The following is a 21,585-nucleotide window of genomic DNA, read 5'->3' on the forward strand; positions in this document are numbered from 1 at the left end:
ATCAGCATGCGACGTGGCCCGCAGACATGCTGATGGTCGATCGGACTGACAAGGCAGGTGTCCTCGCAACGCACGAGCGCCCTCCCGGGCCGTCCTGGGGCCGTGGAAGGGCGCTCGTCGGTGACCGACGCTGACCACTGCCGACAGCTCGGCAGCAGGTCAGAGCAGTGATCGAGCAGGCGGCCGCAGGTCACGGCCGTCCGTGATCAGTTGTGGCTGTGCAGAACCTCGTTCAGGCCGCCCCACACCGCGTTGTTCGGGCGGGCCTCGACAGTGCCGGAGACCGAGTTGCGGCGGAAGAGGATGTTCGAGGCGCCGGACAGGTCGCGGGCCTTCACGATCTCGCCGTCGGGCATCGTGACGCGCGTGCCGGCGGTGACGTACAGGCCGGCCTCGACGACGCACTCGTCGCCGAGGGCGATGCCGACGCCCGCCTCCGCGCCGACGAGGCAGCGCTCGCCGATCGTGATGCGGACGTTGCCGCCTCCGGAGAGCGTGCCCATGGTGGAGGCACCGCCGCCGATGTCGGAGCCGTTGCCCACGACGACCCCGGCGGAGATGCGGCCCTCGACCATCGACGTGCCGAGCGTGCCGGCGTTGAAGTTGACGAAGCCCTCGTGCATGACGGTGGTGCCCTCGGCGAGGTGCGCGCCGAGCCGGACGCGGTCGGCGTCGGCGATGCGGACGCCCTTCGGCGCGACGTAGTCCGTCATGCGGGGGAACTTGTCGATGGACGTCACGGAGAGGTGCAGGCCCTCGGCGCGGGCGTTGAGGCGGACCTTCTCGACGTCGTCGACGGCGACCGGGCCGAGCGAGGTCCAGGCGACGTTGGCGAGGAGGCCGAAGACGCCGTCCAGGTTCTGCCCGTGCGGCTTGACCAGCCGGTGGGAGAGCAGGTGGAGGCGCAGGTACGCGTCGTGCGCGTCGAGCGGCTTGTCGTCGAGCGAGGCGATGACCGTGCGCACGGCGACGGTCTCCACACCGCGGCGCGCGTCGGGGCCGATGGCCTTCGCGGCGCCCTCGCCGAGCAGCTCGGCGGCGCGCTCGGCGGAGAGCCGCTCGGTGCCGGCCGGGCCGGGCTCGTCCTGGAGGGACGGGGCGGGGAACCAGGTGTCGAGGACGGTGCCGTCGGCGGTGAGCGTGGCGAGGCCCGCGGCGACGGCGCCGGTGGTGCGCTGAGCGGTGGTGCTGGCGGGAGAGTCAGACATGGGTGAAACCTAACCGGAGGTGCGCCGCGGGGGCGAACCGGTACGGCCGGTGTCTCATGTACCGGGCGTGCCGCGCTCCCCCGGCCGGTCGGCCGCGGCACCGTCCGCGTCCTCGCCGGGCGCTCCGTCGATGACCCGCGCGAGCATGTCGCGCGCGTACTCCTCCTCGTAGACAGCGCCGGTGAGGAGCACCTGGAGGCAGATTCCGTCCATCAGGGCGACCAGCGCGCGGGCCGTGACCGGGTCGGTGCGGCGCGCGAGCCCGGCGGCGAGGCCCTCGCACCAATCGGCGGCGACGGGCCGCAGCGCGGGCCTTCGCAGGGCGGCGAGATACAGCTCGTACTCGAGCTCGACGCCGGTGCGGTCACCGGCGAGCCACTCGCCGAGGACCGCGGCGAGCCCGGCGGCGAGCCGGGGGCGCGGCGCCTCGAGGACGGCGCTGCCTTCGACGGCCTTCGCGAACCCCTCGTTGGCCTGGCGCAGCGCGGCGACAAGCAGTTCGTCGAGGGTCTCGAAGTGGTACGTCGTCGAGCCGAGCGGCACATCGGCCTCGGCGGCGACGCTGCGGTGGCTGAGCCCGCCGATGCCCTTCTCGCCCGCCACCCGGATCGCGGCGTCGATGATGCGCTGCCGCCGCTCGGGGTCGTAGCGCCGCGCCATCAGTGGGCGCCGCCCAGGTTGAGCAGCACCACGCCGCCGATGACCAGGGCGATGCCCGCGACCCGGGCCGCGGTCATCGCCTCGCCGAGGAAAAGCATCCCTATCCCGGCGATGACGGCCGTGCCGACGCCGGCCCAGATCGCGTACGCGGTCCCGACCTGCACGGTCTTCAGCGTCTGGGCGAGCAGCGCGAACGCGATCAGATAGCCGGAGACGGTGATCAGGGAGGGCCAGAGCCGGCTGAATCCCTCGCTGTACTTCATGGCGGTGGTGGCGGCCACTTCCGCCGCGATGGCGCCGGAGAGCAGTACGTATCCCATGTGTACGAGTGTACGCAACGTTGTGTACGGGCGTACATAGCACGGTCGGGCTATCGTGTCGCGATCACTGTGGGGGGCCACAGGGACGACCTACTCCCGGGAGCGCGGCGAGATGACGGACATGTGGGGACAGGGGCCGGGTCAGGGACCCGGATACGGGCCGGGCGGCTACGGCTGGGGCGGTGCCTGGACCCCGCCGCCGCCCCCGCCGCAGCCCGGCGTCATCCCGCTCGCCCCGCTCGGCGTCGACCGGATACTCGGCGGCGCCTTCACCACGATGCGCCGCCACGCGAAGCCGCTGTTCGGCACCGTCCTCATCGTGTACGCGGTGCTCGCCGCGCTCATGGCGGGCGCGCTGGCGCTCGCCTACACGGCCGTCTCGGACGACGTACGGGCGCTCCTTGACCGGCACGCCGAGTTCGAGTGGAGCCACGCGCGGCCGGTGTTCACCGCGTTCGGCGTGGTGTGGGCCGTCGGCATGCTCGCGCTCACGGTCGGCACGGCGTTCATCCAGTCCGCGTGCACCGTGGTGCTGCGCGAGGCGGTGCTCGGCCGTCCCGCACGCTTCGGGGCGGTGTGGCGGCGCGCCTGGTCCCGCACCCCTTCGGTGCTCGGCGTGGGCCTGCTGATGGGCCTGATCGCGCTGATTCCGGCGGGCCTGGCCGTGGCGTTCTTCGTGTCGATCGTGGTCATGCTGCTCACGCAGTCGGTCGCGCCGGTCGGCATGCTGTTCCTGCTCATGGCGGTGACGGTGCCGCTCGTGGTCTGGGTCTACGTCCTGTTCCTGTTCGGCCCGGCGGCCGCCACGCTCGAGGAGGCCGGGCCGATCCAGGCGCTGCGCCGCTCGGCGCGCCTCGTGCGGGGCGCCTGGTGGCGCACGTTCGGCATCTCCCTGCTGGCCGGCGTGATCATGATGGTGGTGTCGCTCGCGGTGCGGGTGCCGCTCCAGATCGCGATGCCCGACACGACTGTGCCGGCGTACGAGCCGGGCCGGAGCGCGTCCGACGTGTTCGAGGCGATGCTGCCGCAGCTGGGCTTCATCATGGCCCTGTCCCTGATCGCCAACCTGCTGGTGCAGCTGGTGAGTTCGGTGTTCCTGCCGCTGGTCACCGCGCTGCTCTACATCGACCAGCGCATCCGCAGGGAGGGCCTCGCCCACACCCTGGAGCTCGCGTCCCGGTCGGACGCCTGACGCCTTTCGGCTCGTTGCCCTCGGGGCAGGGCGAGGACGGCCCGCGTCGCGTCCTCGCCCCGCCCGCGGACTAGCTGGTGACGTTGAACCAGGCGGCCCTGGACTTCTTCCACTCCGGGTGCGTGAGGTCCTTGGCCTCGGTGCCGTCGCCGTAGAGGTCGGCGGAGCCGTTGTCGGTCAGGAGCTGCGCGCGGGCGCCGGACTGCGTCAGGTCGGGCACGCTCACCACGGCCTCCCAGCCGCCGGGGTCGCTCGTCGGCAGGTCCATCCGCTTGACCGGCGCGTGTCCCGCGACGCCGTCCCACTGGTACAGGGCGTACGGGTCGGAGTTGTCGTCGGCGGCCCAGCTGCCGGCCACGATCAGGTACTGGTTCGCGGCGTTCTTGCGGATGTCGCGCACGGAGAGGCCGCCGAGGTCCAGCTCGATGGGCGTCCCGAACACGGGCTTCGTCCCGCTCGACACGACCTTGTCGAAGTTGGTGACGGGCACGATGAGCGCCTTGCCCCCGTCCTGCGGCGGCACGAGCGGCGCGCGGAACCCCATGTACGCGGTGGTGGTCGACCCGGGCGCGAACTCGAGGCCCTCCACGTTGAACCCGTCGATCTGCTTGGGCACCTGCCCGGCCGCGGTGCCGGCGGCGAACCCGTAGCGGTCCCCGTTCGCCTCGTCCCACGCGACCAGGTCGTCCCGCAGCTGCTTGTACGCCTTGCCGTACGTGAGCTGCGTCGCGGCCCCGCTGCCGCTCACGGTGGTCGTGAAGACCGTGTTCCGGGGCGACTTGTACTCGCCGTCCTTGTTGTTGCCGAGGGACCCGGTCCAGTAGATCGTGTCGCCGACGCGCGTGGCACCCTCGATGTCGACCTCCTTGGTCACCCCGAGCTGCGAGCTGAAGTCCCACGTCTTCACGGGTGCGCCGGAGACCGAACCGCTGTAGAGGCGCAGGACGTTGGACTCGTCGTCGGCGACGAGGACGTAGCCGCCGCCCGCGTCGACAGCGGCGGACGCGTCGCTGGAACCCGTGAAGTAGCGGGTGTCGGGGCCCTGTTGCACGGCGCCCGAAGCGGCGTAGTGCAGCGTCTTGGTGGCGGTCTTGCCGTCCACGCCGGTCACCTTGAGGGTGAGGTCGGTGTAGCCACGGCCCTGCGCGGCGACGGACACCTGCCGCGTGGCGCCCGACCCGGTGACGGTGACGTTCCCGGTGCCGGCGACGGACGACTTGGTGCTCGCGGACGCGGCCACGGTCAGCGCGGAGGCGTCGGCGCCGCTCTGGCCGACGGTGACGGTCACGACCGGGTCGCCCGTGGCGCCGACCGCCCCGGAGACGTACGAGGCGGAGAGCGCGATCGTCGGCGTCCCGTAACTCACCGCGCCCGCCGGGCTGTTGAACCCCGCGAGGGCCAGCGTGAGCACTCCGCCCGTGACGACGACGGCTCTGCGGCGGGACGTGGGAAGGAAGTGCTGCATGAGGGCCTCTCATCGCGACGGATGTCGACGAGAACCTTCGGCCACGTGCGCCAACTACAGGCGTACGCCCCGCGACCCAGGAGCGAACAGCAGACAGCGCGGCCCCCCGTGCCGGGAGCACAGGGGGCCGTACGGGTGTGACGAACCGGAGGGAGCGATCAGACGTTGAAGCCGAGCGCGCGCAGCTGCTCGCGACCCTCGTCGGTGATCTTGTCCGGCCCCCACGGCGGCATCCAGACCCAGTTGATCCGGAGCTCGTTCACGATGCCGTCAGTGGCCGACTTCGCCTGGTCCTCGATGACGTCCGTCAGCGGGCAGGCCGCGGACGTGAGCGTCATGTCGATCGTGGCGATGTTGGCGTCGTCGATGTGGATGCCGTAGATCAGACCGAGGTTGACGACGTCGATGCCCAGCTCGGGGTCGACGACGTCGTAGAGGGCCTCGCGGACCTCTTCCTCGGACGCCGGCTTGGTGGTCACAGTCTCGCTCATGCCGTCTTCCTCTCCGCGCCGTCCAGCGCCTGGGCCGTCGCGTCCTTCCACGCCATCCAGCTCAGGAGGGCGCACTTCACACGGGCCGGGTACTTGGAGACACCGGCGAACGCGACCGCGTCCTCCAGCACCTCCTCCATCGCGTCGTCGGGCTCGATCCTGCCCCGCGACTGCATCAGCTCCAGGAAGGTCTCCTGGATCTTCTGCGCCTCGGCCAGGTCCTTGCCGACGAGCAGCTCGTTCAGAACAGAGGCCGAAGCCTGGCTGATCGAGCAGCCCTGGCCCTCGTAACTGACGTCACTGATCGTCGAGCCGTCGTACTTCACGCGCAGCGTGATCTCGTCGCCGCAGGTCGGATTGACGTGGTGCACCTCGGCGTCGCCATCGCGCAGACCGCGCCCGTGCGGGTGCTTGTAGTGGTCCAGGATGACGTCCTGGTACATCGAATCCAGCTTCACGTTCCCAGCCAGCCCCTCAGCCGAAGAAGTTCCGTACGTGCTCCAGGCCGTCGATCAGCGCGTCGATCTCGCCGGGCGTGGAGTACAGGTAGAACGACGCTCGCGTGGTCGCAGGAATTCCGTAGCGGAGGCAGACGGGGCGGGCGCAGTGGTGACCCACGCGGACCGCGATGCCTTCCTCGTCCAGAACCTGGCCCACGTCGTGCGGGTGGATGTCACCGAGCGTGAACGAGATCGCGGCGCCGCGGTCCTCGGCCGTGGTGGGGCCGATGATCCGCAGGTCCGGGACCTCGAGGAGACGCTTCACCGCGTACTCGGTGATCGCGTGCTCATGCTGGGCGATCTTGTCCATGCCGATCGAGGTCAGGTAGTCCACGGCCGCGCCGAGGCCGACGGCCTGGGCGATCGGGGGCGTACCCGCCTCGAACTTGTGCGGCGCCGGCGCGTACGTCGACGAGTGCATGGAGACGGTCTCGATCATCTCGCCGCCGCCCAGGAAGGGCGGCAGGTCCTCGAGGAGCTCCTGGCGTCCCCACAGGACGCCGATGCCCGTCGGGCCGCACATCTTGTGGCCGGTGAAGGCCACGAAGTCGGCCTGCAGCGCCTGCACGTCGAGCACCATGTGCGGGGCGGCCTGGGACGCGTCGATGAGGACGAGCGCGCCGACCTCCTGGGCGCGGCGCACGATGGCCTCGACCGGGTTGAGCGTGCCCAGGATGTTGGAGACGAGGACGAACGAGACGATCTTCGTCTTCTCGGTGATGATCTCGTCGATGTTGGAGAGGTCGAGGCGGCCGTCGTCGGTCAGCCCGAACCACCGCAGCTTCGCGCCCGTGCGCTGCGAGAGCAGCTGCCACGGCACGATGTTGGAGTGGTGCTCCATCTCCGTGATGACGATCTCGGTCTCGTGGTCCACGCGGTAGGGCTCGTCGGCCCAGCCCAGCATGTTCGCCACGAGGTTGAGCGACTCGGAGGCGTTCTTGGTGAAGATGACCTCGTCGCGGCTCGGCGCGTTGATGAAGGCCGCGACCTTGTCACGCGCACCTTCGTACAGCGCCGTGGCCTCCTCGGCGAGCACGTGCACGCCTCGGTGGACGTTGGCGTTGTGCTGCTCGTAGTACTCACTGAGCGTGTCGATGACCTGGCGCGGCGTCTGCGAGGTCGCCGCGTTGTCCAGGTACACGAGCTTCTTGCCGTCGTGAAGTACCCGGTCGAGGATCGGGAAGTCCTTGCGGATCGCCTCGGTGTCGAGGAGGCCCGGCAGCTGTGTCACGCGGATGCGCCGCCCTTCGTGTATGCCTCGTAGCCCTCGGCCTCGAGCTTGTCGGCGAGCTCGGGGCCGCCGGACTCGACGATCCTGCCCTGCGAGAAGACGTGGACGAAGTCCGGCTTGATGTAGCGCAGGATGCGCGTGTAGTGCGTGATCAGCAGGGTGCCGACCTCGCCGGTCTCGCGGACGCGGTTGACGCCCTCGGAGACCTGGCGCAGCGCGTCGACGTCGAGGCCGGAGTCGGTCTCGTCGAGGATCGCGATCTTCGGCTTGAGGAGCTCCATCTGGAGGATCTCGTGGCGCTTCTTCTCGCCGCCGGAGAAGCCCTCGTTCACGTTGCGCTCGGCGAAGGCAGGGTCCATCTGGAGCTGCTCCATCGCGGTCTTGACCTCCTTGACCCACGTGCGCAGCTTGGGGGCCTCGCCGCGGATCGCGGTGGCCGAGGTGCGCAGGAAGTTGGAGACCGAGACGCCGGGGACCTCGACCGGGTACTGCATGGCGAGGAACATGCCGGCGCGGGCGCGCTCGTCGACGGACATCTCGAGGACGTCCTCGCCGTCGAGGGTGACGGTGCCCTGGGTGATCGTGTACTTGGGGTGACCCGCGATGGAGTAGGCGAGGGTCGACTTGCCGGAGCCGTTCGGGCCCATGATGGCGTGCGTCTCGCCCTGCTTCACGGTCAGGTCGACGCCCTTGAGGATCTCCTTGGTGGAGTTGTCGGCCTCGACGGTGACGTGCAGGTCCTTGATTTCAAGCGTTGCCATGGGTGCCTCAGGACTCCTGGGAGAGGGAGACGAGAACGTCGTCCCCTTCGATCTGTACGGGGTAAACGGGGACGGGGCGCGTCGCGGGAAGGCCGGACGGCTTACCGGTGCGGAGGTCGAACGCGGAGCCGTGCAGCCAGCACTCGATCTGGCAGTCCTCCACCTCGCCCTCGGAGAGCGACACGTTCGCGTGCGAGCAGATGTCGTTGATCGCGAACACCTCGCCCTCGGTGAAGACGACCGAGACCGGCGTGCCGTCGAGTTCCACCCGCTTCGGGGTGTCCTCCTCCAGCTCGCTCAAGCCGCAGGCGCGTACGAAAGCCATCAGACCGAAGCCTCCAGCTCGGCCTCGATCTTGGCCAGCAGGCGCTCCTGGACGTCCGGGAGGCCGATCTGCTGGACCAGCTCGGCGAAGAAGCCGCGCACCACGAGGCGGCGGGCGTCCTCGGCCGAGATGCCGCGCGAGCGCAGGTAGAAGAGCTGCTCGTCGTCGAAGCGGCCGGTCGCGGAGGCGTGGCCGGCGCCGACGATCTCGCCGGTCTCGATCTCCAGGTTCGGGACCGAGTCCACGCGGGCGCCGTCGGTCAGCACGAGGTTGCGGTTCAGCTCGTACGTGTCGGTGCCCTCGGCCGTGGCCTCGATGAGTACGTCGCCGATCCAGACGGCGTGCGCGTCCTGGCCCTGGAGCGCGCCCTTGTAGGCGACGTTCGACTTGCAGTGCGGGGCGTCGTGGTCCACCAGGAGGCGGTGCTCCTGGTGCTGGCCGGCGTCGGTGAAGTACAGGCCGAGGAGCTCGGCCTCGCCGCCGGTGCCCGCGTAGTTGACGCGCGGGTGCAGGCGGACGAGGTCGCCGCCGAAGGTGACGACGACGGACTTGAAGGAGGCGTCGCGGCCGACGAGCGCGTTGTGCTGCGCGACGTGGACGGCCTTCTCGTCCCAGTCCTGGACGGAGACGACGGTCAGCTTGGCGCCGTCGCCCAGGATGTAGTCGACGTTGGCGGCGAGCACCGCGTCACCGGTGTGGTCGATGACCACGACGGCCTCGGCGAACGCGCCGAGCTCGATGACCTGGTGCGCGAAGGCCGTGCCGCCCTCGCCGTGCACCGCGATGCGGATCGGCTCGGTGAGGACCGTCTCCTTGGGGACGGTCACGACCGAGGCCTTCTCGAAGGACGAGAACGCCTGGGCGGCGATGCGGTCCACCGGCTTGCCGGCCTTGCCGACGCGGGCGTCGTCGCGCCCGACGGTCTCCTGGGTGACGCCCGCGGGGGCGCTCACCTCGACGCGCAGGCCGCCCTGGGCGACCGCGGTGCCGTCGTGCAGGCCGCGCAGCCGCTCGAGCGGCGTGAACCGCCACTCCTCCTCACGGCCGTGCGGGACCGGGAAGTCCGCGACGTCGAAGGACGGGGGCGCGCTCATGCGCGTCGCGACGGTGGACTCGGCGGCCACCGCGATGGATCCGGCGGTGGTCGAACCCACCGGGATGTTCTGAGCCTCAGCCATGGCTGTCGTGGTGCTCTCTTCCTGGATAAGTCTGGTTCGCTGCCTGTGGGGACGGTCGTCAGCCGACGGCGCCTTCCATCTGCAGCTCGATCAGCCGGTTGAGTTCGAGGGCGTACTCCATCGGCAGCTCCTTCGCGATCGGCTCGACGAAGCCGCGCACGATCATCGCCATCGCCTCGAACTCCGTCATACCGCGGCTCATCAGGTAGAAGAGCTGGTCGTCGGAGACCTTGGAGACCGTCGCCTCGTGGCCCATGGACACGTCGTCCTCGCGGACGTCGACGTACGGGTACGTGTCGGAGCGGGAGATGGTGTCGACGAGCAGCGCGTCGCACAGCACGTTCGACTTGGAGCCGGCGGCACCCTCGCCGATCTCGACCAGACCGCGGTACGAGGTACGGCCGCCGCCACGGGCCACCGACTTCGACACGATGTTGGAGGAGGTGTTGGGCGCCATGTGGACCATCTTGGAGCCGGCGTCCTGGTGCTGCCCCTCGCCCGCGAAGGCGATGGACAGGGTCTCGCCCTTGGCGTGCTCGCCCATCAGGTAGACGGCGGGGTACTTCATGGTGACCTTGGAGCCGATGTTGCCGTCGATCCACTCCATGGTCGCGCCCTCGTACGCCACGGCGCGCTTGGTGACCAGGTTGTAGACGTTGTTCGACCAGTTCTGGATGGTCGTGTAACGGCAGCGGGCGCCCTTCTTCACGATGATCTCGACCACCGCGGAGTGCAGGGAGTCCGACTGGTAGATCGGCGCCGTGCAGCCCTCGACGTAGTGGACGTAGGCGTCCTCGTCGACGATGATCAGCGTCCGCTCGAACTGGCCCATGTTCTCCGTGTTGATACGGAAGTAGGCCTGGAGCGGGATCTCGACGTGTACGCCCTTGGGGACGTAGATGAAGGATCCGCCGGACCACACGGCCGTGTTCAGCGACGCGAACTTGTTGTCGCCGACCGGGATCACCGTGCCGAAGTACTCCTTGAAGAGCTCCGGGTGCTCCTTCAGGGCCGTGTCGGTGTCCAGGAAGATGACGCCCTGCTCCTCCAGGTCCTCGCGGATCTGGTGGTAGACGACCTCGGACTCGTACTGGGCCGCGACACCGGCGACGAGGCGCTGCTTCTCCGCCTCGGGGATGCCGAGCTTGTCGTACGTGTTCTTGATGTCCTCGGGCAGGTCCTCCCAGGACTGGGCCTGCTTCTCGGTGGACCGCACGAAGTACTTGATGTTGTCGAAGTCGATGCCCGACAGGTCCGAGCCCCAGTTCGGCATGGGCTTCTTGTCGAAGAGGCGCAGGCCCTTGAGGCGGAGCTTGGTCATCCACTCCGGCTCGGACTTCTTGGCCGAGATGTCGCGGACGACGTCCTCGTTGATGCCGCGCTTGGCAGAGGCACCGGCGGCGTCGGAGTCGGCCCAGCCGTATTCGTACTTGCCCAGACCCTCGAGCTCGGGGTGGGCAGTCTCCTCGATGGGGAGCGTCATGCGGGGTTCCTCCCGGCGGTGCTTGCAGATGCGTTTGTGTCGTTTTTTGGGGCGGTGGTCTTGGGTGCGATCTTCGGAATGAAGGTCGTGCACACCCCGTCGCCATGGGCGATGGTGGCCAGCCGCTGCACATGTGTGCCGAGCAGCTGGGAGAAGATCTCGGTCTCCGCCTCGCACAGCTGCGGGAACTGCTCGGCGACGTGTGCGACCGGGCAGTGGTGCTGACACAGCTGCTCGCCGACCGGTGCGCTTCGCGCCGTAGCAGCGTACCCGTCGGCGCTCAGGGCCTTGGCGAGGGCTTCCGCGCGCTCCTCGGGGGCGGCGGACTCGACGGCCGCCCGGTAGGCACCGGCCTGCTCGGCGATCCTGGCGCGGGCGAAGGCGACGACGGCCTCCTCGCCGCCCTCGCGCTGCGCGATCCAGCGCAGGGCGTCGGCGGCGAGCTTGTCGTACGACTGGTCGAAGGCGTCCCGGCCGCAGTCCGTCAGGGCGAACACCTTGGCGGGACGGCCGCGCGTACGGGCTCCGTAGATCTTCTGTTCACGTGCTTCGACGACATCGTCGGCGGCCAGCGCGTCGAGATGGCGGCGCACCGCGGCCTGGGTGAGGCCGAGGCGGCCGGCCAGATCGGCGACGGTGGACGGGCCGTGGTCCAGGATGGAGCGGGCGACCCGGTTGCGCGTCGAACGCTCACCGGTCGCGATCTCCTCCTGCGGGGCCCCCTGGGGGGCCTCCTGAGCCTCGCCGACGTATTTCACAACGCCATTGTTGCGTAATTCCTCAAGGCCTGACAAGCGGGGTCCGGAACGATCTCCGGTGCACTGCGTCACTTAGGCATACCTAAGATGACCTGCGGAAACGATCTTTGATCGATCAATCCGGTGGTGCCGCCCCACCCCTGCGGAGGACACTGCACCTCATGCCTGCACCCCCTCCCACCGGCCCACTTGTCACCCGGACCACCCTCACCACCGACCTCCGCGCCCTCGGCGTCCGCCCCGGCGAGACCCTCCTCCTGCACTCCTCCCTGAGCGCGCTCGGCCGGGTCTGCGGAGGGGCCGTTTCCGTGGTGCAAAGTCTGCTCGACGCGCTTGGCCCGAACGGGACACTCACCGTCCCCACGCACACCGGCGGCAACTCCGACCCGGCCCAGTGGCAACGGCCCCCGGTGCCCCAGGAGTGGTGGGCCGAGATCCGCGCGTCGATGCCTGCGTACGACCCGGCGATCACGCCCGGCAACGGCATGGGCACGATCGCCGAGACCGTCCGCCGCTGGCCCGGGGCGCTGCGCAGCGCGCACCCCCAGACGTCGTTCGCGGCGCTCGGACCGCGGGCCGCCGCGATCACGGACGGCCACGCCACCGACTGCTCTCTCGGCGAGCACAGTCCGCTGGCCCGCCTGGAGGAAGAGCACGCGCGCGTGCTCTTCCTCGGCACGACCTTCGCCACCTGTACGGCCTTCCATCTCGCCGAGTACCGGACGGCCTCCCCGAGGACCGAGAGGGGACGCGCGGTCCTCACCCCCGGCGGCCGGCGCTGGGAGACGGTGACCGAGGTCGACGTCAGCGCCGACGGGTTCGACGAACTCGGCGCGGCCTTCGAGCGCGACGGCGCGGTCGTACGCGGCCGGGTGGGCGGGGCGGACGCCCTGCTCTTCCCGGTGGCCGACGCCGTCGCGTACGCCCAGGAATGGCTGGCTGGGCACCGGGCCTGAGCGCGATGGGCCCCGCCCGCCGGGGACTCGCGGCGCGTCCTTAGACTTGGCGCTCATGCGAAGCGAGCCCGTAGTCCGGATCCAGAGTCTGGTCAAGCGGTACGGAACCAAGACCGCGGTCGACGGCCTCGATCTGGAGGCCTCGGCCGGCATCACCGCCGTCCTCGGCCCCAACGGCGCCGGAAAGACCACCACGATCGAAACCTGCGAGGGCTACCGCCGTCCGGACGCGGGAACGGTCCGGGTCCTCGGCCTCGACCCCGTCGCCCAGGCCGGCGAGCTGCGCCCCCGGATCGGCGTGATGCTGCAGTCCGGAGGCGTCTACTCCGGCGCCCGCGCGGACGAGATGCTCCGCCACAAGGCGAAGCTCCACGCGCACCCCCTGGATGTGGACGCGCTGATCGAGCGCCTCGGCCTCGGCAGCTGCGGCCGCACCACGTACCGCAGGCTCTCCGGCGGCCAGCAGCAGCGCCTCGCGCTCGCCATGGCGGTCGTCGGCCGCCCCGAGCTCGTCTTCCTGGACGAGCCGACCGCCGGCCTCGACCCGCAGGCGCGCCGCGCGACCTGGGACCTCGTACGGGATCTGCGGGCCGACGGCGTCTGCGTCATCCTCACCACGCACCACATGGACGAGGCGGAGGAACTCTCCGACGACGTCGCGATCATCGACGCGGGCCGCGTCATCGCGCAGGGCTCCCCGGAGCAGCTGTGCCGCGGCGGCGCCGAGAACACCCTGCGCTTCTCCGGACGCCCGGGGCTCGATGTCGCCTCGCTGCTCAAGGCCCTCCCGACGGACTCCGCGGCCGCCGAGCTCACCCCCGGCTCGTACCGCGTCAGCGGCGAGGTCGACCCGCAGCTGCTCGCGACGGTGACGTCGTGGTGCGCGCAGCACGGCGTGATGCCGGAGAAGATCTCGGTCGAACGCCACACCCTCGAAGACGTCTTTCTGGAAATGACCGGCAGGGAGCTGCGCGGATGAGTGTCGCCGGTACGTACACGCCGAAGGCGGGGGCCGCGCCGCTGTCCCGCATGATCGGCGCGCAAGCCGTCCTCGAGACGAAGATGCTCCTGCGCAACGGCGAGCAGCTGCTGCTCACCGTCATCATCCCCACCCTGCTGCTCGTCCTGTTCAGCGCGGTCGACATCGTCGACACGGGCGACGGGAAGGCCGTGGACTTCCTGGCCCCGGGCATCCTCGCGCTCGCCGTCATGTCGACCGCGTTCACCGGCCAGGCCATCGCGACGGGCTTCGAGCGCCGCTACGGCGTGCTCAAGCTGCTCGCGTCCTCGCCGCTGCCGCGCTGGGCCCTGATGACCGCGAAGACGCTGTCCGTGCTGGTCACCGAGGTTCTCCAGGTGATCCTCGTGACGGTGATCGCCTTCGCGCTCGGCTGGTCCCCGCAGGGCAACCCGCTCGCCGTGCTGCTCCTGCTCGTCCTCGGGACGGCCGCGTTCTCCGGGCTCGGCCTGCTCATGGCGGGCACGCTCAAGGCGGAGGCGACGCTGGCCGCCGCGAACCTGGTCTTCCTGCTCCTGCTCGTCGGCGGCGGCGTCATCGTGCCGCTCGACAAGTTCCCGGACGCGGCGCAGTCCGTCCTCGGACTGCTGCCGATCTCGGCGCTCTCCGACGGGCTGCGGGACGTCCTCCAGCACGGCGCGGCGATGCCGTGGAGCGACCTCGGGATCCTCGCGGTCTGGGCGGTCCTCGGCCTGGGCGCCGCGGCGCGCTTCTTCCGCTGGGAGTAGGCCCGTACGGCACGTGCGGGGCGTCACAATCGTCCCGGATCGGCCCCCTCGTGAAGCCATGCACAAGCGGCGCCCTACGATGGGGCCCGTGCCAAACGTGACCCCCGCCGACGCCGCCCGAGCCGTGCGCAACCCGCTGGCCTTCATCGCCGAACGCTGGACCCCCGCTCAGCGGACCGTCCGGCGCGCCGCGCTCTCCGCCGTCGTCATGACGGTGGTCATCGTGGTCACCGGCGGCGCGGTGCGCCTGACCGGCTCGGGCCTCGGCTGCCCGACGTGGCCCAAGTGCACCGACCAGTCCCTCACCGCGACGAGCGCGATGGGCTTCCACGGAGCCATCGAGTTCGGCAACCGCATGCTGACGTACGTCCTGTGCGCCGCGGTCGGCTGGGCGATCATCGCCGCCCGCTCGCAGAAGCCGTGGCGGCGCGGCCTGACCCGGCTCGGCTGGGCCCAGTTCTGGCTCGTCATGGGCAACGCCGTCCTCGGCGGCATCGTCGTCCTCGTCGGCCTCAACCCGTACACGGTCGCGGCCCACTTCCTGCTGTCCACCGCGCTGATCGCGGTCGCCACGGTGATGTGGCAGCGCACCCGCGAGGGCGACGCCGCACCGCGCCCCCTCGTCGGCAAGGCCGTGCGGCAGCTCGTCTGGATCCTGACGGCGGCCACCGTGGCGCTGATCATGGTCGGCACGGTGGTGACCGGCTCGGGCCCGCACGCCGGCGACTCCAGCGACGTGGAGCGCATGCCGCTCGACTGGGAGACCATCAGCAAGGCGCACGCCGTCCTGGCCTGGATCGTGGTGACGCTGGCGTTCGCCCTGTGGTTCGTCCTCAAGGCCGTCGACGCACCCAAGGGCCCCCTGCACCGCACCCGCGACCTGTTCCTCGTGCTGCTCGCGCAGGGCGTCATCGGCTACGTCCAGTACTTCACCGACCTGCCCGAGGTCCTCGTCGGCCTGCACATGCTGGGCTCGGCCCTGGTGTGGATCGCGGTCCTGCGGGTCCTGCTGTCACTGCGGGAGCGCCCGCTGGGCACGGCTGAGGTCCCGGCCCAGGCGGACCCGTCCCTGACCACCGTCTGAACCGGACGGCCCGCGGCCCGGGTCAGCCGCCCCGCGCGGCGCCCGCGCCGCTGAGGCCGTAGACCCGCTGGGCCGTCACCGAGCCGATCATCCCGGCGACCCGCTGCGCGTCCGCCAGGGACCACGCGCCCTCCGAGACCCAGCTGCCGAGCACCCGCCCGAGCGCCTCGCGGAACAGCCGCGCCCCCACCACATGCAGCTCCGGCAGGCCGTGCGCGCCGCTGGAGAACAGCAGCTTGCCGAACGGGGCGAGTTCCAGGATCTCCGCGAGCACGGCCGCCGCGCGGGCCCCGGTACGGGCGAGCGCCGGGCCGAGGTCCGCGTACACATGCGGGAAGATGCCGGCGAGGTGCGCCGCGTGCCGGTGGTACGGGTAGCCGTGCAGCAGGATCAGGTCGGTGCCGAGTCCGGCCGTGGCGCGGGCGAAGTCGGTGAGCAGGACCGGGTCGGTGCGGTCGAGGCGCAGGCCGGGTTCGCCGAGTCCCGCGTGGAGTTGCAGCGGCCGGCCCGAGGCCACCGCGATCCACAGGAGATGGCGCAGGAGCACGGGGTCGGTGAGGGGCCCGCCGACGCGGCGCGCGGCGAGCCAGCGTCCCGCGGCTCCGCGTACTTCGCCGGGTCCCGGTGGCTGGGGCGCGAGCGCGAGGCCGTGCCGTACGCCCGCCACCGAGGTGAACGCGACGGCGTTCGCGGCGGCGGCGTGCACGGACTCGGCGAGGTTGGCGAGCAGGGACTCGACGGTGCCCGAGGTGTCGGCGACCTGCTCGGCGAGGAGTTCGAGACGGACGATTTCGTGCGCGTCCGCGTCGCCGGCGGAGGCCATCTCGCGCGGCCCGGTCAGGTCGCCCGGCAGTCCCGTGTCGACCAGGTACGTCGTGATGCCGCTGCCCCGCAGCAGTCTGCGGGCCGACTCCACGACGCCCAGTTCGCGGCGCCGCGCGAGGTAGCGGGCGGGCGGGCAGTGCGGTTCGAGGCCGAGGAGCGGCGGACACCAGCGGCGTACGGCGAAGCCGGTCTGGGTGTCGAAGAAGGTCGTGCCGGGGGCGGGCGGGCGGTCGCCCCGGCCGAGATGGGCCTCGAACGTGCCGAGGCCGAGTTCCGTCCGCAGTACCCCGTGGCAGTACTGGTCCACGAGGGATGGCGTATCGATCATCCGGGCTCCCGTAGATGGACCGTGCTTCTACGGTCCTAACGGGTGAAACCTGCGTCAGGTGTTGGTCTCGTACACCTGACGCATTGGGCGGGCCCGGACGGGCGGCTACTTGTTGCTCGGGCCGCCGACCTGGATGCCCGCCATGCGGGTCCATTCGTACGGTCCGGTCTTCACCTTGGCGGCGAACTCGCCGTCGAAGTCCTCGTGCATCGTGATGCCGGCCTTGTCCACGGCCTTGCGGGCCACGGTGTCCGAGGGCGCCACCAGATTGCCCCACTCGCCGTCCTCACCGACGAGCGCGATGCGGATGCCGCGCTCCCCCATGTACGCGAGCTGTCCCTCGGCGCCGCCGTGCTGCTTGGCGAACGTCCCGATCTCCCGGGCGAGCCGGGCGGCCCTGCGCTCGTCCTTCGCCGCCTGCTTCGGGTCGTCAACCGCTTGAGTGTCTGCCATGGACAGGATGCTACTGAGAGGTAGATCAACTGGCGACGGGCGGGGGGCGTGGCCTTGGCCACTCCCCCCGCCCGTCGGCAAGTTCCCGGGTGGGTCAGCGCAGGAAGGGGTCCACCGCGACCGCCACGAAGAGGATCGAGACGTAGGTGATCGACCAGTGGAAGAGGCGCATCTCCTTGAGCTTCGCGCCCGACACCTCGGCGTTGGCACGGTTCTGCAGCCCGTGCGCCTCCCACAGCCAGAACCCGCCGGCCAGCAGGGCGACCGCGGTGTAGAACCAGCCGGTGTAGCCGAGCGGCGTCAGGAGCAAGGAGACGGCGACCATCACCCAGCTGTAGATGACGATCTGCTTCGCGACCACCTTGTTCGAGGCGACGACGGGCAGCATCGGCACGCCCACGCGCGCGTAGTCGTCCTTGACCTTCATGGACAGCGGCCAGTAGTGCGGCGGCGTCCAGAAGAACATGACGAGGAAGAGGATGACCGGGGCCCACGACATCGAGTTCGTGACCGCGGACCAGCCGATGAGGACCGGCAGGCAGCCGGCGATGCCGCCCCAGACGATGTTCTGCGAGGTGCGGCGCTTCAGGATCATCGTGTAGACGACCACATAGAAGAGGAGCGCGCCGAGCGAGAGCCAGGCGGAGAGCCAGTTGACGGTCAGCCCGAACAGCAGCGTGGAGACGACCGCGAGGGCGACGCCGAAGGCGAGGCACTCCCGGGGGCTGACCATTCCGGTGACCAGTGGCCGCTGCGACGTGCGCTCCATGAGCGCGTCGATGTCACGGTCGATGTACATGTTCAGCGCGTTGGCACCGCCCGCGGACAGGTAGCCGCCGAGGCAGGTGAGGAACACCAGCTTCAGGTCGGGCACACCCTGCTGCGCGAGGAACATGACCGGAACCGTGGTGATCAGCAGCAGTTCGATGATCCGCGGCTTGGTCAGCGCCACGAATGCCTTGAACCGGGCCCCGAGCGGCCGTTGGCTCGGGCTGATGCTCGTCCCGAGTTGCCCCGCTGGACGGGATTCGACGGCCGTCACGCACACCCCTGACAGAGACTCCCAGCAAGCCCCCCGGATGTGAAGTCCCGGTAAAGGCTCGCGCGTACCACGCCACTGTAGACGTTGCCTATACCTGGCTCTTCGTGGGGGTCGGTTCGTGTTTCCGAGCCCACCAGATGAGCAGTTGCGCATTCACTTGTCGAGTGGCGCGGAGGCCTGTCAGGAGGCGGATTCCGGCGCGGCCCGGCAGTCTGGATTGAGTCGAAAAAATGCGCGTACTCGCAGGGGTAGGCTCGACAACAGTCGGTGAGCCCATCATCACCGGCATTCGACATGTGGAGAGGAGCCCTGACCCAGGGTGAGCACCAAGCCGACCACCACAGACCTCCAGTGGACCGAGTTGGACCAGCGGGCCGTTGACACCGCTCGTGTCCTGGCCGCGGACGCCGTACAGAAGGTCGGTAACGGCCATCCGGGTACGGCGATGAGCCTGGCACCGGCCGCGTACACCCTCTTTCAGAAGGTGATGCGGCACGACCCGGCGGACGCCGACTGGGTCGGGCGCGACCGGTTCGTGCTGTCCGCGGGACACTCGTCCCTGACCCTTTACATCCAGCTGTACCTGGCCGGTTTCGGCCTCCAGCTCGATGACCTGAAGGCGTTCCGTACCTGGGGCAGCAAGACCCCGGGGCACCCGGAGTACGGGCACACCACGGGCGTGGAGACGACGACCGGGCCGCTCGGCCAGGGTGTCGCCAACGCCGTGGGCATGGCGATGGCCGCCCGCTACGAGCGTGGTCTGTTCGACCCGGAGGCGGCCCCCGGCACCTCCCCGTTCGACCACCACATCTTCGCGGTCGCCGGCGACGGCTGCCTCCAGGAGGGCATCTCCTCCGAGGCATCCTCGATGGCCGGGCACCAGAAGCTCGGGAACCTCGTCCTGCTGTGGGACGACAACCACATCTCGATCGAGGGTGACACGGAGACCGCGGTCTCCGAGGACACCATGAAGCGGTACGAGGCCTACGGCTGGCACGTGCAGCGCGTGGAGCCGAAGGAGAACGGCGACCTCGACCCCGAGGCCCTGTTCGCCGCGCTCGAGGCCGCGAAGGCCGAGACCGGGCGTCCCTCCTTCATCGCGATGCGCTCGATCATCGCCTGGCCCGCGCCGAACGCGCAGAACACCGAGGCCGCGCACGGCTCGGCGCTCGGCGACGACGAGGTCGCGGCCACCAAGCGCGTGCTCGGCTTCGACCCGGAGAAGTCGTTCGAGGTCGCCGACGAGGTCATCGCGCACACGCGCGAGGCCCTAGACCGCGGTCGCGAGGCGAAGGCCGAGTGGGAGAAGTCGTTCGCCGCCTGGCGCACGGCCAACCCGGAGCGCGCCGCCGAGTACGACCGCATCGAGGCGACCGACCTGCCCGAGGGCTGGGAGTCGCACCTGCCGACCTTCGAGACCGGCAAGGGTGTCGCCACCCGCGCGGCGTCCGGCAAGGTTCTCCAGGCGCTCGGCCCTGTCATCCCGGAGCTGTGGGGCGGCTCGGCCGACCTCGCGGGCTCGAACAACACGACGATCGACAAGACGTCGTCGTTCCTGCCGGCGGACAACCCGCTGCCGGAGGCCGACCCGTACGGCCGCACGATCCACTTCGGCATCCGCGAGCACTCGATGGCCGCCGAGATGAACGGCATCGCGCTGCACGGCAACACCCGCATCTACGGCGGCACCTTCCTGGTGTTCTCCGACTACATGCGCAACTCGGTCCGCCTGTCGGCCCTGATGCACCTGCCGGTCACGTACGTGTGGACGCACGACTCGATCGGTCTGGGCGAGGACGGTCCGACGCACCAGCCGGTCGAGCACCTGGCGGCGCTGCGCGCGATCCCCGGTCTGAACGTCGTCCGCCCCGCGGACGCCAACGAGACCGTGATCGCCTGGCGCGAGATCCTCAAGCGGTACACGAAGGTGTTCGGCAAGGGCGCTCCGCACGGCCTGGTGCTGACCCGTCAGGGCGTGCCGACGTACGAGGCGAACGAGGATGCGGCCAAGGGTGGTTACGTCCTGCTCGACGCCGAAGGGCCCTCCGGGCAGAGCGCAGACGCTCAGGTGGTCCTGATCGGTACCGGCTCCGAGGTGCAGCTCGCCGTCGAGGCGCGCGAGCAGCTCCAGGCCGAGGGGATCCCGACGCGGGTCGTGTCCATGCCGTCGGTCGAGTGGTTCGACGAGCAGGACCAGGAGTACAAGGACTCGGTCCTGCCGCCGTCGGTCAAGGCACGTGTCGCGGTCGAGGCCGGTATCGGTCTGACGTGGCACCGCTTCGTCGGTGACGCCGGACGGATTGTTTCGCTGGAGCACTTCGGCGCTTCCGCCGACGGCAAGGTCCTCTTCCGGGAGTTCGGCTTCACTGGTGACGCCGTGGCCGCGGCCGCCCGGGAATCGCTCGCCGCAGCCCAGCGCTGACGCTCATATACGACACGTAGGAGATGCATTTTCCATGACAGACGCACTGAAGCGCCTCTCCGAAGAGGGCGTCGCGATCTGGCTGGACGACCTGTCGCGCAAGCGGATCACGTCCGGCAACCTTGCCGAGCTGATCGACCAGCAGCACGTCGTGGGCGTCACGACCAACCCGTCGATCTTCCAGAAGGCGATCTCGCACGGTGACGGCTACGAGCAGCAGCTCGCCGACCTCGCCGCCCGCAAGGTCACCGTCGAAGAGGCCATCCGCATGATCACGACGGCGGACGTCCGTGACGCCGCCGACATCCTGCGTCCGGTCTTCGAGGCGACCGGGGGCCAGGACGGCCGCGTGTCGATCGAGGTCGACCCGCGTCTGGCCCACGAGACGGCGGCCACGGTCGCCGAGGCCAAGCAGCTGGCCTGGCTGGTGGACCGCCCCAACACGCTCATCAAGATCCCGGCGACGAAGGCGGGCCTGCCCGCGATCACCGAGGTCATCGGCAAGGGCATCAGCGTGAACGTGACGCTGATCTTCTCGCTGGAGCGCTACCGCGAGGTCATGGACGCGTACCTGGCGGGTCTGGAGAAGGCGAAGGCTTCGGGCCTGGACCTCTCCAAGATCCACTCGGTGGCGTCCTTCTTCGTGTCCCGCGTGGACTCGGAGATCGACAAGCGCCTGGACGCCCTCGGCACCGACGAGGCCAAGGCGCTCAAGGGCAAGGCCGCGCTGGCCAACGCCCGTCTCGCGTACGAAGCGTTCGAGGAGGTCTTCTCTTCGGACCGCTGGGCCGCGCTCGACAAGGCGCAGGCCAACAAGCAGCGGCCCCTGTGGGCGTCGACCGGCGTGAAGGACCCGGCGTACAAGGACACCCTGTACGTCGTGGACCTGGTCGCGCCCGGCACCGTCAACACCATGCCGGAGGCCACGCTCGACGCGACCGCCGACCACGGCGAGATCACCGGCAACACGATCGCCGGGACGTACGACCAGTCCCGCACGGAGATCGCGGCCGTCGAGAAGCTCGGCATCTCGTACGACGACGTCGTGCAGGTGCTCGAGGACGAGGGCGTCGACAAGTTCGAGGCGTCCTGGAACGACCTGCTCAAGTCGACCGAGGCGGAGCTCCAGCGCCTCGCCCCTTCGGAGGGCTGAGATC

The 21,585-nt window shown here is 70.1% G+C and carries 22 protein-coding genes; 7 read left to right on the forward strand and 15 right to left on the reverse strand.

All coding sequences use genetic code 11. From position 1 onward, the window contains the following. Positions 1-206 precede the first annotated feature (206 nt). Genes dapD through ACWIGU_RS20020 form a run of 3 tightly spaced genes read right to left on the reverse strand, consistent with a single transcriptional unit; the run spans position 207 to position 2,188 of the window. Entirely contained in the window at positions 207-1,208 is a 1,002-nt protein-coding gene (gene dapD / locus ACWIGU_RS20010) for a 2,3,4,5-tetrahydropyridine-2,6-dicarboxylate N-succinyltransferase (protein ID WP_454402642.1), read from the reverse strand. Positions 1,209-1,262: 54 nt separating this feature from the next. Further along, on the reverse strand, positions 1,263-1,868 hold the full coding sequence (locus ACWIGU_RS20015; protein WP_454402644.1) for a TetR/AcrR family transcriptional regulator: 606 nt from the start codon (positions 1,866-1,868) through the stop codon (positions 1,263-1,265). Then, positions 1,868-2,188: a DMT family transporter gene (locus tag ACWIGU_RS20020; protein ID WP_454402646.1), complete on the reverse strand. Its 321-nt coding sequence runs from the start codon at positions 2,186-2,188 to the stop codon at positions 1,868-1,870. The genes ACWIGU_RS20015 and ACWIGU_RS20020 overlap by 1 nt, the downstream gene beginning before the upstream one ends. 112 nt (positions 2,189-2,300) lie before the next feature. Between ACWIGU_RS20020 and ACWIGU_RS20025 the strand changes: the two genes are divergently transcribed. After that, the gene (locus tag ACWIGU_RS20025; RefSeq protein WP_454402648.1) at positions 2,301-3,380 is read left to right on the forward strand and encodes a DUF7847 domain-containing protein; all 1,080 of its coding nucleotides are present in this window, start codon (positions 2,301-2,303) and stop codon (positions 3,378-3,380) included. A gap of 70 nt (positions 3,381-3,450) precedes the next feature. Here the strand turns inward: ACWIGU_RS20025 and ACWIGU_RS20030 are convergent, their stop codons facing one another. The 9 genes from ACWIGU_RS20030 to ACWIGU_RS20070 all read right to left on the reverse strand — a co-directional run bounded on the left by ACWIGU_RS20030 (position 3,451) and on the right by ACWIGU_RS20070 (position 11,572). Then, entirely contained in the window at positions 3,451-4,845 is a 1,395-nt protein-coding gene (locus tag ACWIGU_RS20030) for a hypothetical protein (RefSeq protein ID WP_454402650.1), read from the reverse strand. A 158-nt stretch (positions 4,846-5,003) separates the two neighbouring features. Continuing rightward, positions 5,004-5,336, reverse strand: coding sequence for a metal-sulfur cluster assembly factor (locus ACWIGU_RS20035; RefSeq protein ID WP_100592412.1), 333 nt, complete (start codon positions 5,334-5,336; stop codon positions 5,004-5,006). Then, positions 5,333-5,794: a Fe-S cluster assembly sulfur transfer protein SufU gene (sufU, locus tag ACWIGU_RS20040; RefSeq protein ID WP_100592411.1), complete on the reverse strand. Its 462-nt coding sequence runs from the start codon at positions 5,792-5,794 to the stop codon at positions 5,333-5,335. Before sufU ends, ACWIGU_RS20035 begins: the two co-directional genes overlap by 4 nt. Before the next feature lie 16 nt (positions 5,795-5,810). Continuing rightward, complete coding sequence (locus tag ACWIGU_RS20045; protein ID WP_100592410.1) at positions 5,811-7,067, reverse strand: cysteine desulfurase; 1,257 nt, start codon at positions 7,065-7,067, stop codon at positions 5,811-5,813. Beyond that, positions 7,064-7,828 (reverse strand): Fe-S cluster assembly ATPase SufC, encoded by a 765-nt coding sequence (gene sufC, locus ACWIGU_RS20050; protein ID WP_100592409.1) that lies wholly within the window; start codon positions 7,826-7,828, stop codon positions 7,064-7,066. The genes ACWIGU_RS20045 and sufC overlap by 4 nt, the downstream gene beginning before the upstream one ends. A gap of 7 nt (positions 7,829-7,835) precedes the next feature. After that, on the reverse strand, positions 7,836-8,153 hold the full coding sequence (locus ACWIGU_RS20055; protein ID WP_454402653.1) for a non-heme iron oxygenase ferredoxin subunit: 318 nt from the start codon (positions 8,151-8,153) through the stop codon (positions 7,836-7,838). Continuing rightward, entirely contained in the window at positions 8,153-9,331 is a 1,179-nt protein-coding gene (gene sufD / locus ACWIGU_RS20060) for a Fe-S cluster assembly protein SufD (protein WP_454402655.1), read from the reverse strand. The genes ACWIGU_RS20055 and sufD overlap by 1 nt, the downstream gene beginning before the upstream one ends. A 58-nt stretch (positions 9,332-9,389) precedes the next feature. Continuing rightward, entirely contained in the window at positions 9,390-10,814 is a 1,425-nt protein-coding gene (gene sufB / locus ACWIGU_RS20065; protein WP_227294060.1) for a Fe-S cluster assembly protein SufB, read from the reverse strand. Continuing rightward, positions 10,811-11,572 carry a helix-turn-helix transcriptional regulator gene (locus ACWIGU_RS20070; protein ID WP_454402657.1) on the reverse strand — a complete coding sequence of 254 codons (762 nt, stop codon included), beginning with the start codon at positions 11,570-11,572 and terminating at the stop codon, positions 10,811-10,813. The genes sufB and ACWIGU_RS20070 overlap by 4 nt, the downstream gene beginning before the upstream one ends. Positions 11,573-11,733: 161 nt before the next feature. Here ACWIGU_RS20070 and ACWIGU_RS20075 point away from each other — a divergent pair, with 161 nt between their 5' ends. The 4 genes from ACWIGU_RS20075 to ACWIGU_RS20090 all read left to right on the forward strand — a co-directional run bounded on the left by ACWIGU_RS20075 (position 11,734) and on the right by ACWIGU_RS20090 (position 15,358). Continuing rightward, positions 11,734-12,528, forward strand: a complete 795-nt coding sequence (locus ACWIGU_RS20075) for an aminoglycoside N(3)-acetyltransferase (protein WP_454402659.1) — start codon at positions 11,734-11,736, stop codon at positions 12,526-12,528. 55 nt (positions 12,529-12,583) lie between these two features. Further along, a complete protein-coding gene (locus ACWIGU_RS20080; protein WP_454402661.1) occupies positions 12,584-13,507 on the forward strand; it encodes an ABC transporter ATP-binding protein in 924 nt (307 codons plus the stop codon). Further along, positions 13,504-14,274, forward strand: coding sequence for an ABC transporter permease (locus tag ACWIGU_RS20085; protein WP_454402663.1), 771 nt, complete (start codon positions 13,504-13,506; stop codon positions 14,272-14,274). The genes ACWIGU_RS20080 and ACWIGU_RS20085 overlap by 4 nt, the downstream gene beginning before the upstream one ends. Before the next feature lie 79 nt (positions 14,275-14,353). Next, on the forward strand, positions 14,354-15,358 hold the full coding sequence (locus ACWIGU_RS20090; protein WP_454402665.1) for a COX15/CtaA family protein: 1,005 nt from the start codon (positions 14,354-14,356) through the stop codon (positions 15,356-15,358). A 22-nt stretch (positions 15,359-15,380) separates the two neighbouring features. Here the strand turns inward: ACWIGU_RS20090 and ACWIGU_RS20095 are convergent, their stop codons facing one another. The 3 genes from ACWIGU_RS20095 to ACWIGU_RS20105 form a co-directional block, all read right to left on the reverse strand. Further along, positions 15,381-16,511: an amidohydrolase family protein gene (locus ACWIGU_RS20095; protein ID WP_454402667.1), complete on the reverse strand. Its 1,131-nt coding sequence runs from the start codon at positions 16,509-16,511 to the stop codon at positions 15,381-15,383. Positions 16,512-16,616: 105 nt separating this feature from the next. Then, positions 16,617-16,964, reverse strand: a complete 348-nt coding sequence (locus ACWIGU_RS20100) for a hypothetical protein (RefSeq protein ID WP_356274661.1) — start codon at positions 16,962-16,964, stop codon at positions 16,617-16,619. A 94-nt stretch (positions 16,965-17,058) separates the two neighbouring features. Further along, on the reverse strand, positions 17,059-18,012 hold the full coding sequence (locus ACWIGU_RS20105; protein ID WP_454402670.1) for a heme o synthase: 954 nt from the start codon (positions 18,010-18,012) through the stop codon (positions 17,059-17,061). Positions 18,013-18,325: 313 nt separating this feature from the next. Between ACWIGU_RS20105 and tkt the strand changes: the two genes are divergently transcribed. Together tkt and tal are read left to right on the forward strand one after the other, a co-directional pair. After that, positions 18,326-20,428, forward strand: coding sequence for a transketolase (tkt, locus tag ACWIGU_RS20110; protein ID WP_454402672.1), 2,103 nt, complete (start codon positions 18,326-18,328; stop codon positions 20,426-20,428). A 34-nt stretch (positions 20,429-20,462) separates the two neighbouring features. Next, complete coding sequence (tal, locus tag ACWIGU_RS20115) at positions 20,463-21,581, forward strand: transaldolase (RefSeq protein ID WP_454402674.1); 1,119 nt, start codon at positions 20,463-20,465, stop codon at positions 21,579-21,581. The last annotated feature ends 4 nt before the right edge of the window (positions 21,582-21,585 follow it).

It is taken from the genome of Streptomyces sp. NPDC055400 (assembly GCF_053644375.1).

What these genes read in the sequence shown, in the direction of transcription:
- ACWIGU_RS20100 (WP_356274661.1), bottom strand. Translation starts at nt 16,964, where the DNA reads ATGGCAGACACTCAAGCGGTTGACGACCCGAAGCAGGCGGCGAAGGAC.
- ACWIGU_RS20055 (WP_454402653.1), bottom strand. Translation starts at nt 8,153, where the DNA reads ATGGCTTTCGTACGCGCCTGCGGCTTGAGCGAGCTGGAGGAGGACACC.
- tal (WP_454402674.1), top strand. Translation starts at nt 20,463, where the DNA reads ATGACAGACGCACTGAAGCGCCTCTCCGAAGAGGGCGTCGCGATCTGG.
- ACWIGU_RS20020 (WP_454402646.1), bottom strand. Translation starts at nt 2,188, where the DNA reads ATGGGATACGTACTGCTCTCCGGCGCCATCGCGGCGGAAGTGGCCGCC.
- sufB (WP_227294060.1), bottom strand. Translation starts at nt 10,814, where the DNA reads ATGACGCTCCCCATCGAGGAGACTGCCCACCCCGAGCTCGAGGGTCTG.
- ACWIGU_RS20015 (WP_454402644.1), bottom strand. Translation starts at nt 1,868, where the DNA reads ATGGCGCGGCGCTACGACCCCGAGCGGCGGCAGCGCATCATCGACGCC.
- sufD (WP_454402655.1), bottom strand. Translation starts at nt 9,331, where the DNA reads ATGGCTGAGGCTCAGAACATCCCGGTGGGTTCGACCACCGCCGGATCC.
- sufC (WP_100592409.1), bottom strand. Translation starts at nt 7,828, where the DNA reads ATGGCAACGCTTGAAATCAAGGACCTGCACGTCACCGTCGAGGCCGAC.
- ACWIGU_RS20075 (WP_454402659.1), top strand. Translation starts at nt 11,734, where the DNA reads ATGCCTGCACCCCCTCCCACCGGCCCACTTGTCACCCGGACCACCCTC.
- ACWIGU_RS20085 (WP_454402663.1), top strand. Translation starts at nt 13,504, where the DNA reads ATGAGTGTCGCCGGTACGTACACGCCGAAGGCGGGGGCCGCGCCGCTG.
- ACWIGU_RS20030 (WP_454402650.1), bottom strand. Translation starts at nt 4,845, where the DNA reads ATGCAGCACTTCCTTCCCACGTCCCGCCGCAGAGCCGTCGTCGTCACG.
- ACWIGU_RS20035 (WP_100592412.1), bottom strand. Translation starts at nt 5,336, where the DNA reads ATGAGCGAGACTGTGACCACCAAGCCGGCGTCCGAGGAAGAGGTCCGC.
- dapD (WP_454402642.1), bottom strand. Translation starts at nt 1,208, where the DNA reads ATGTCTGACTCTCCCGCCAGCACCACCGCTCAGCGCACCACCGGCGCC.
- ACWIGU_RS20090 (WP_454402665.1), top strand. Translation starts at nt 14,354, where the DNA reads ATGGGGCCCGTGCCAAACGTGACCCCCGCCGACGCCGCCCGAGCCGTG.
- ACWIGU_RS20025 (WP_454402648.1), top strand. Translation starts at nt 2,301, where the DNA reads ATGACGGACATGTGGGGACAGGGGCCGGGTCAGGGACCCGGATACGGG.
- ACWIGU_RS20080 (WP_454402661.1), top strand. Translation starts at nt 12,584, where the DNA reads ATGCGAAGCGAGCCCGTAGTCCGGATCCAGAGTCTGGTCAAGCGGTAC.
- ACWIGU_RS20095 (WP_454402667.1), bottom strand. Translation starts at nt 16,511, where the DNA reads ATGATCGATACGCCATCCCTCGTGGACCAGTACTGCCACGGGGTACTG.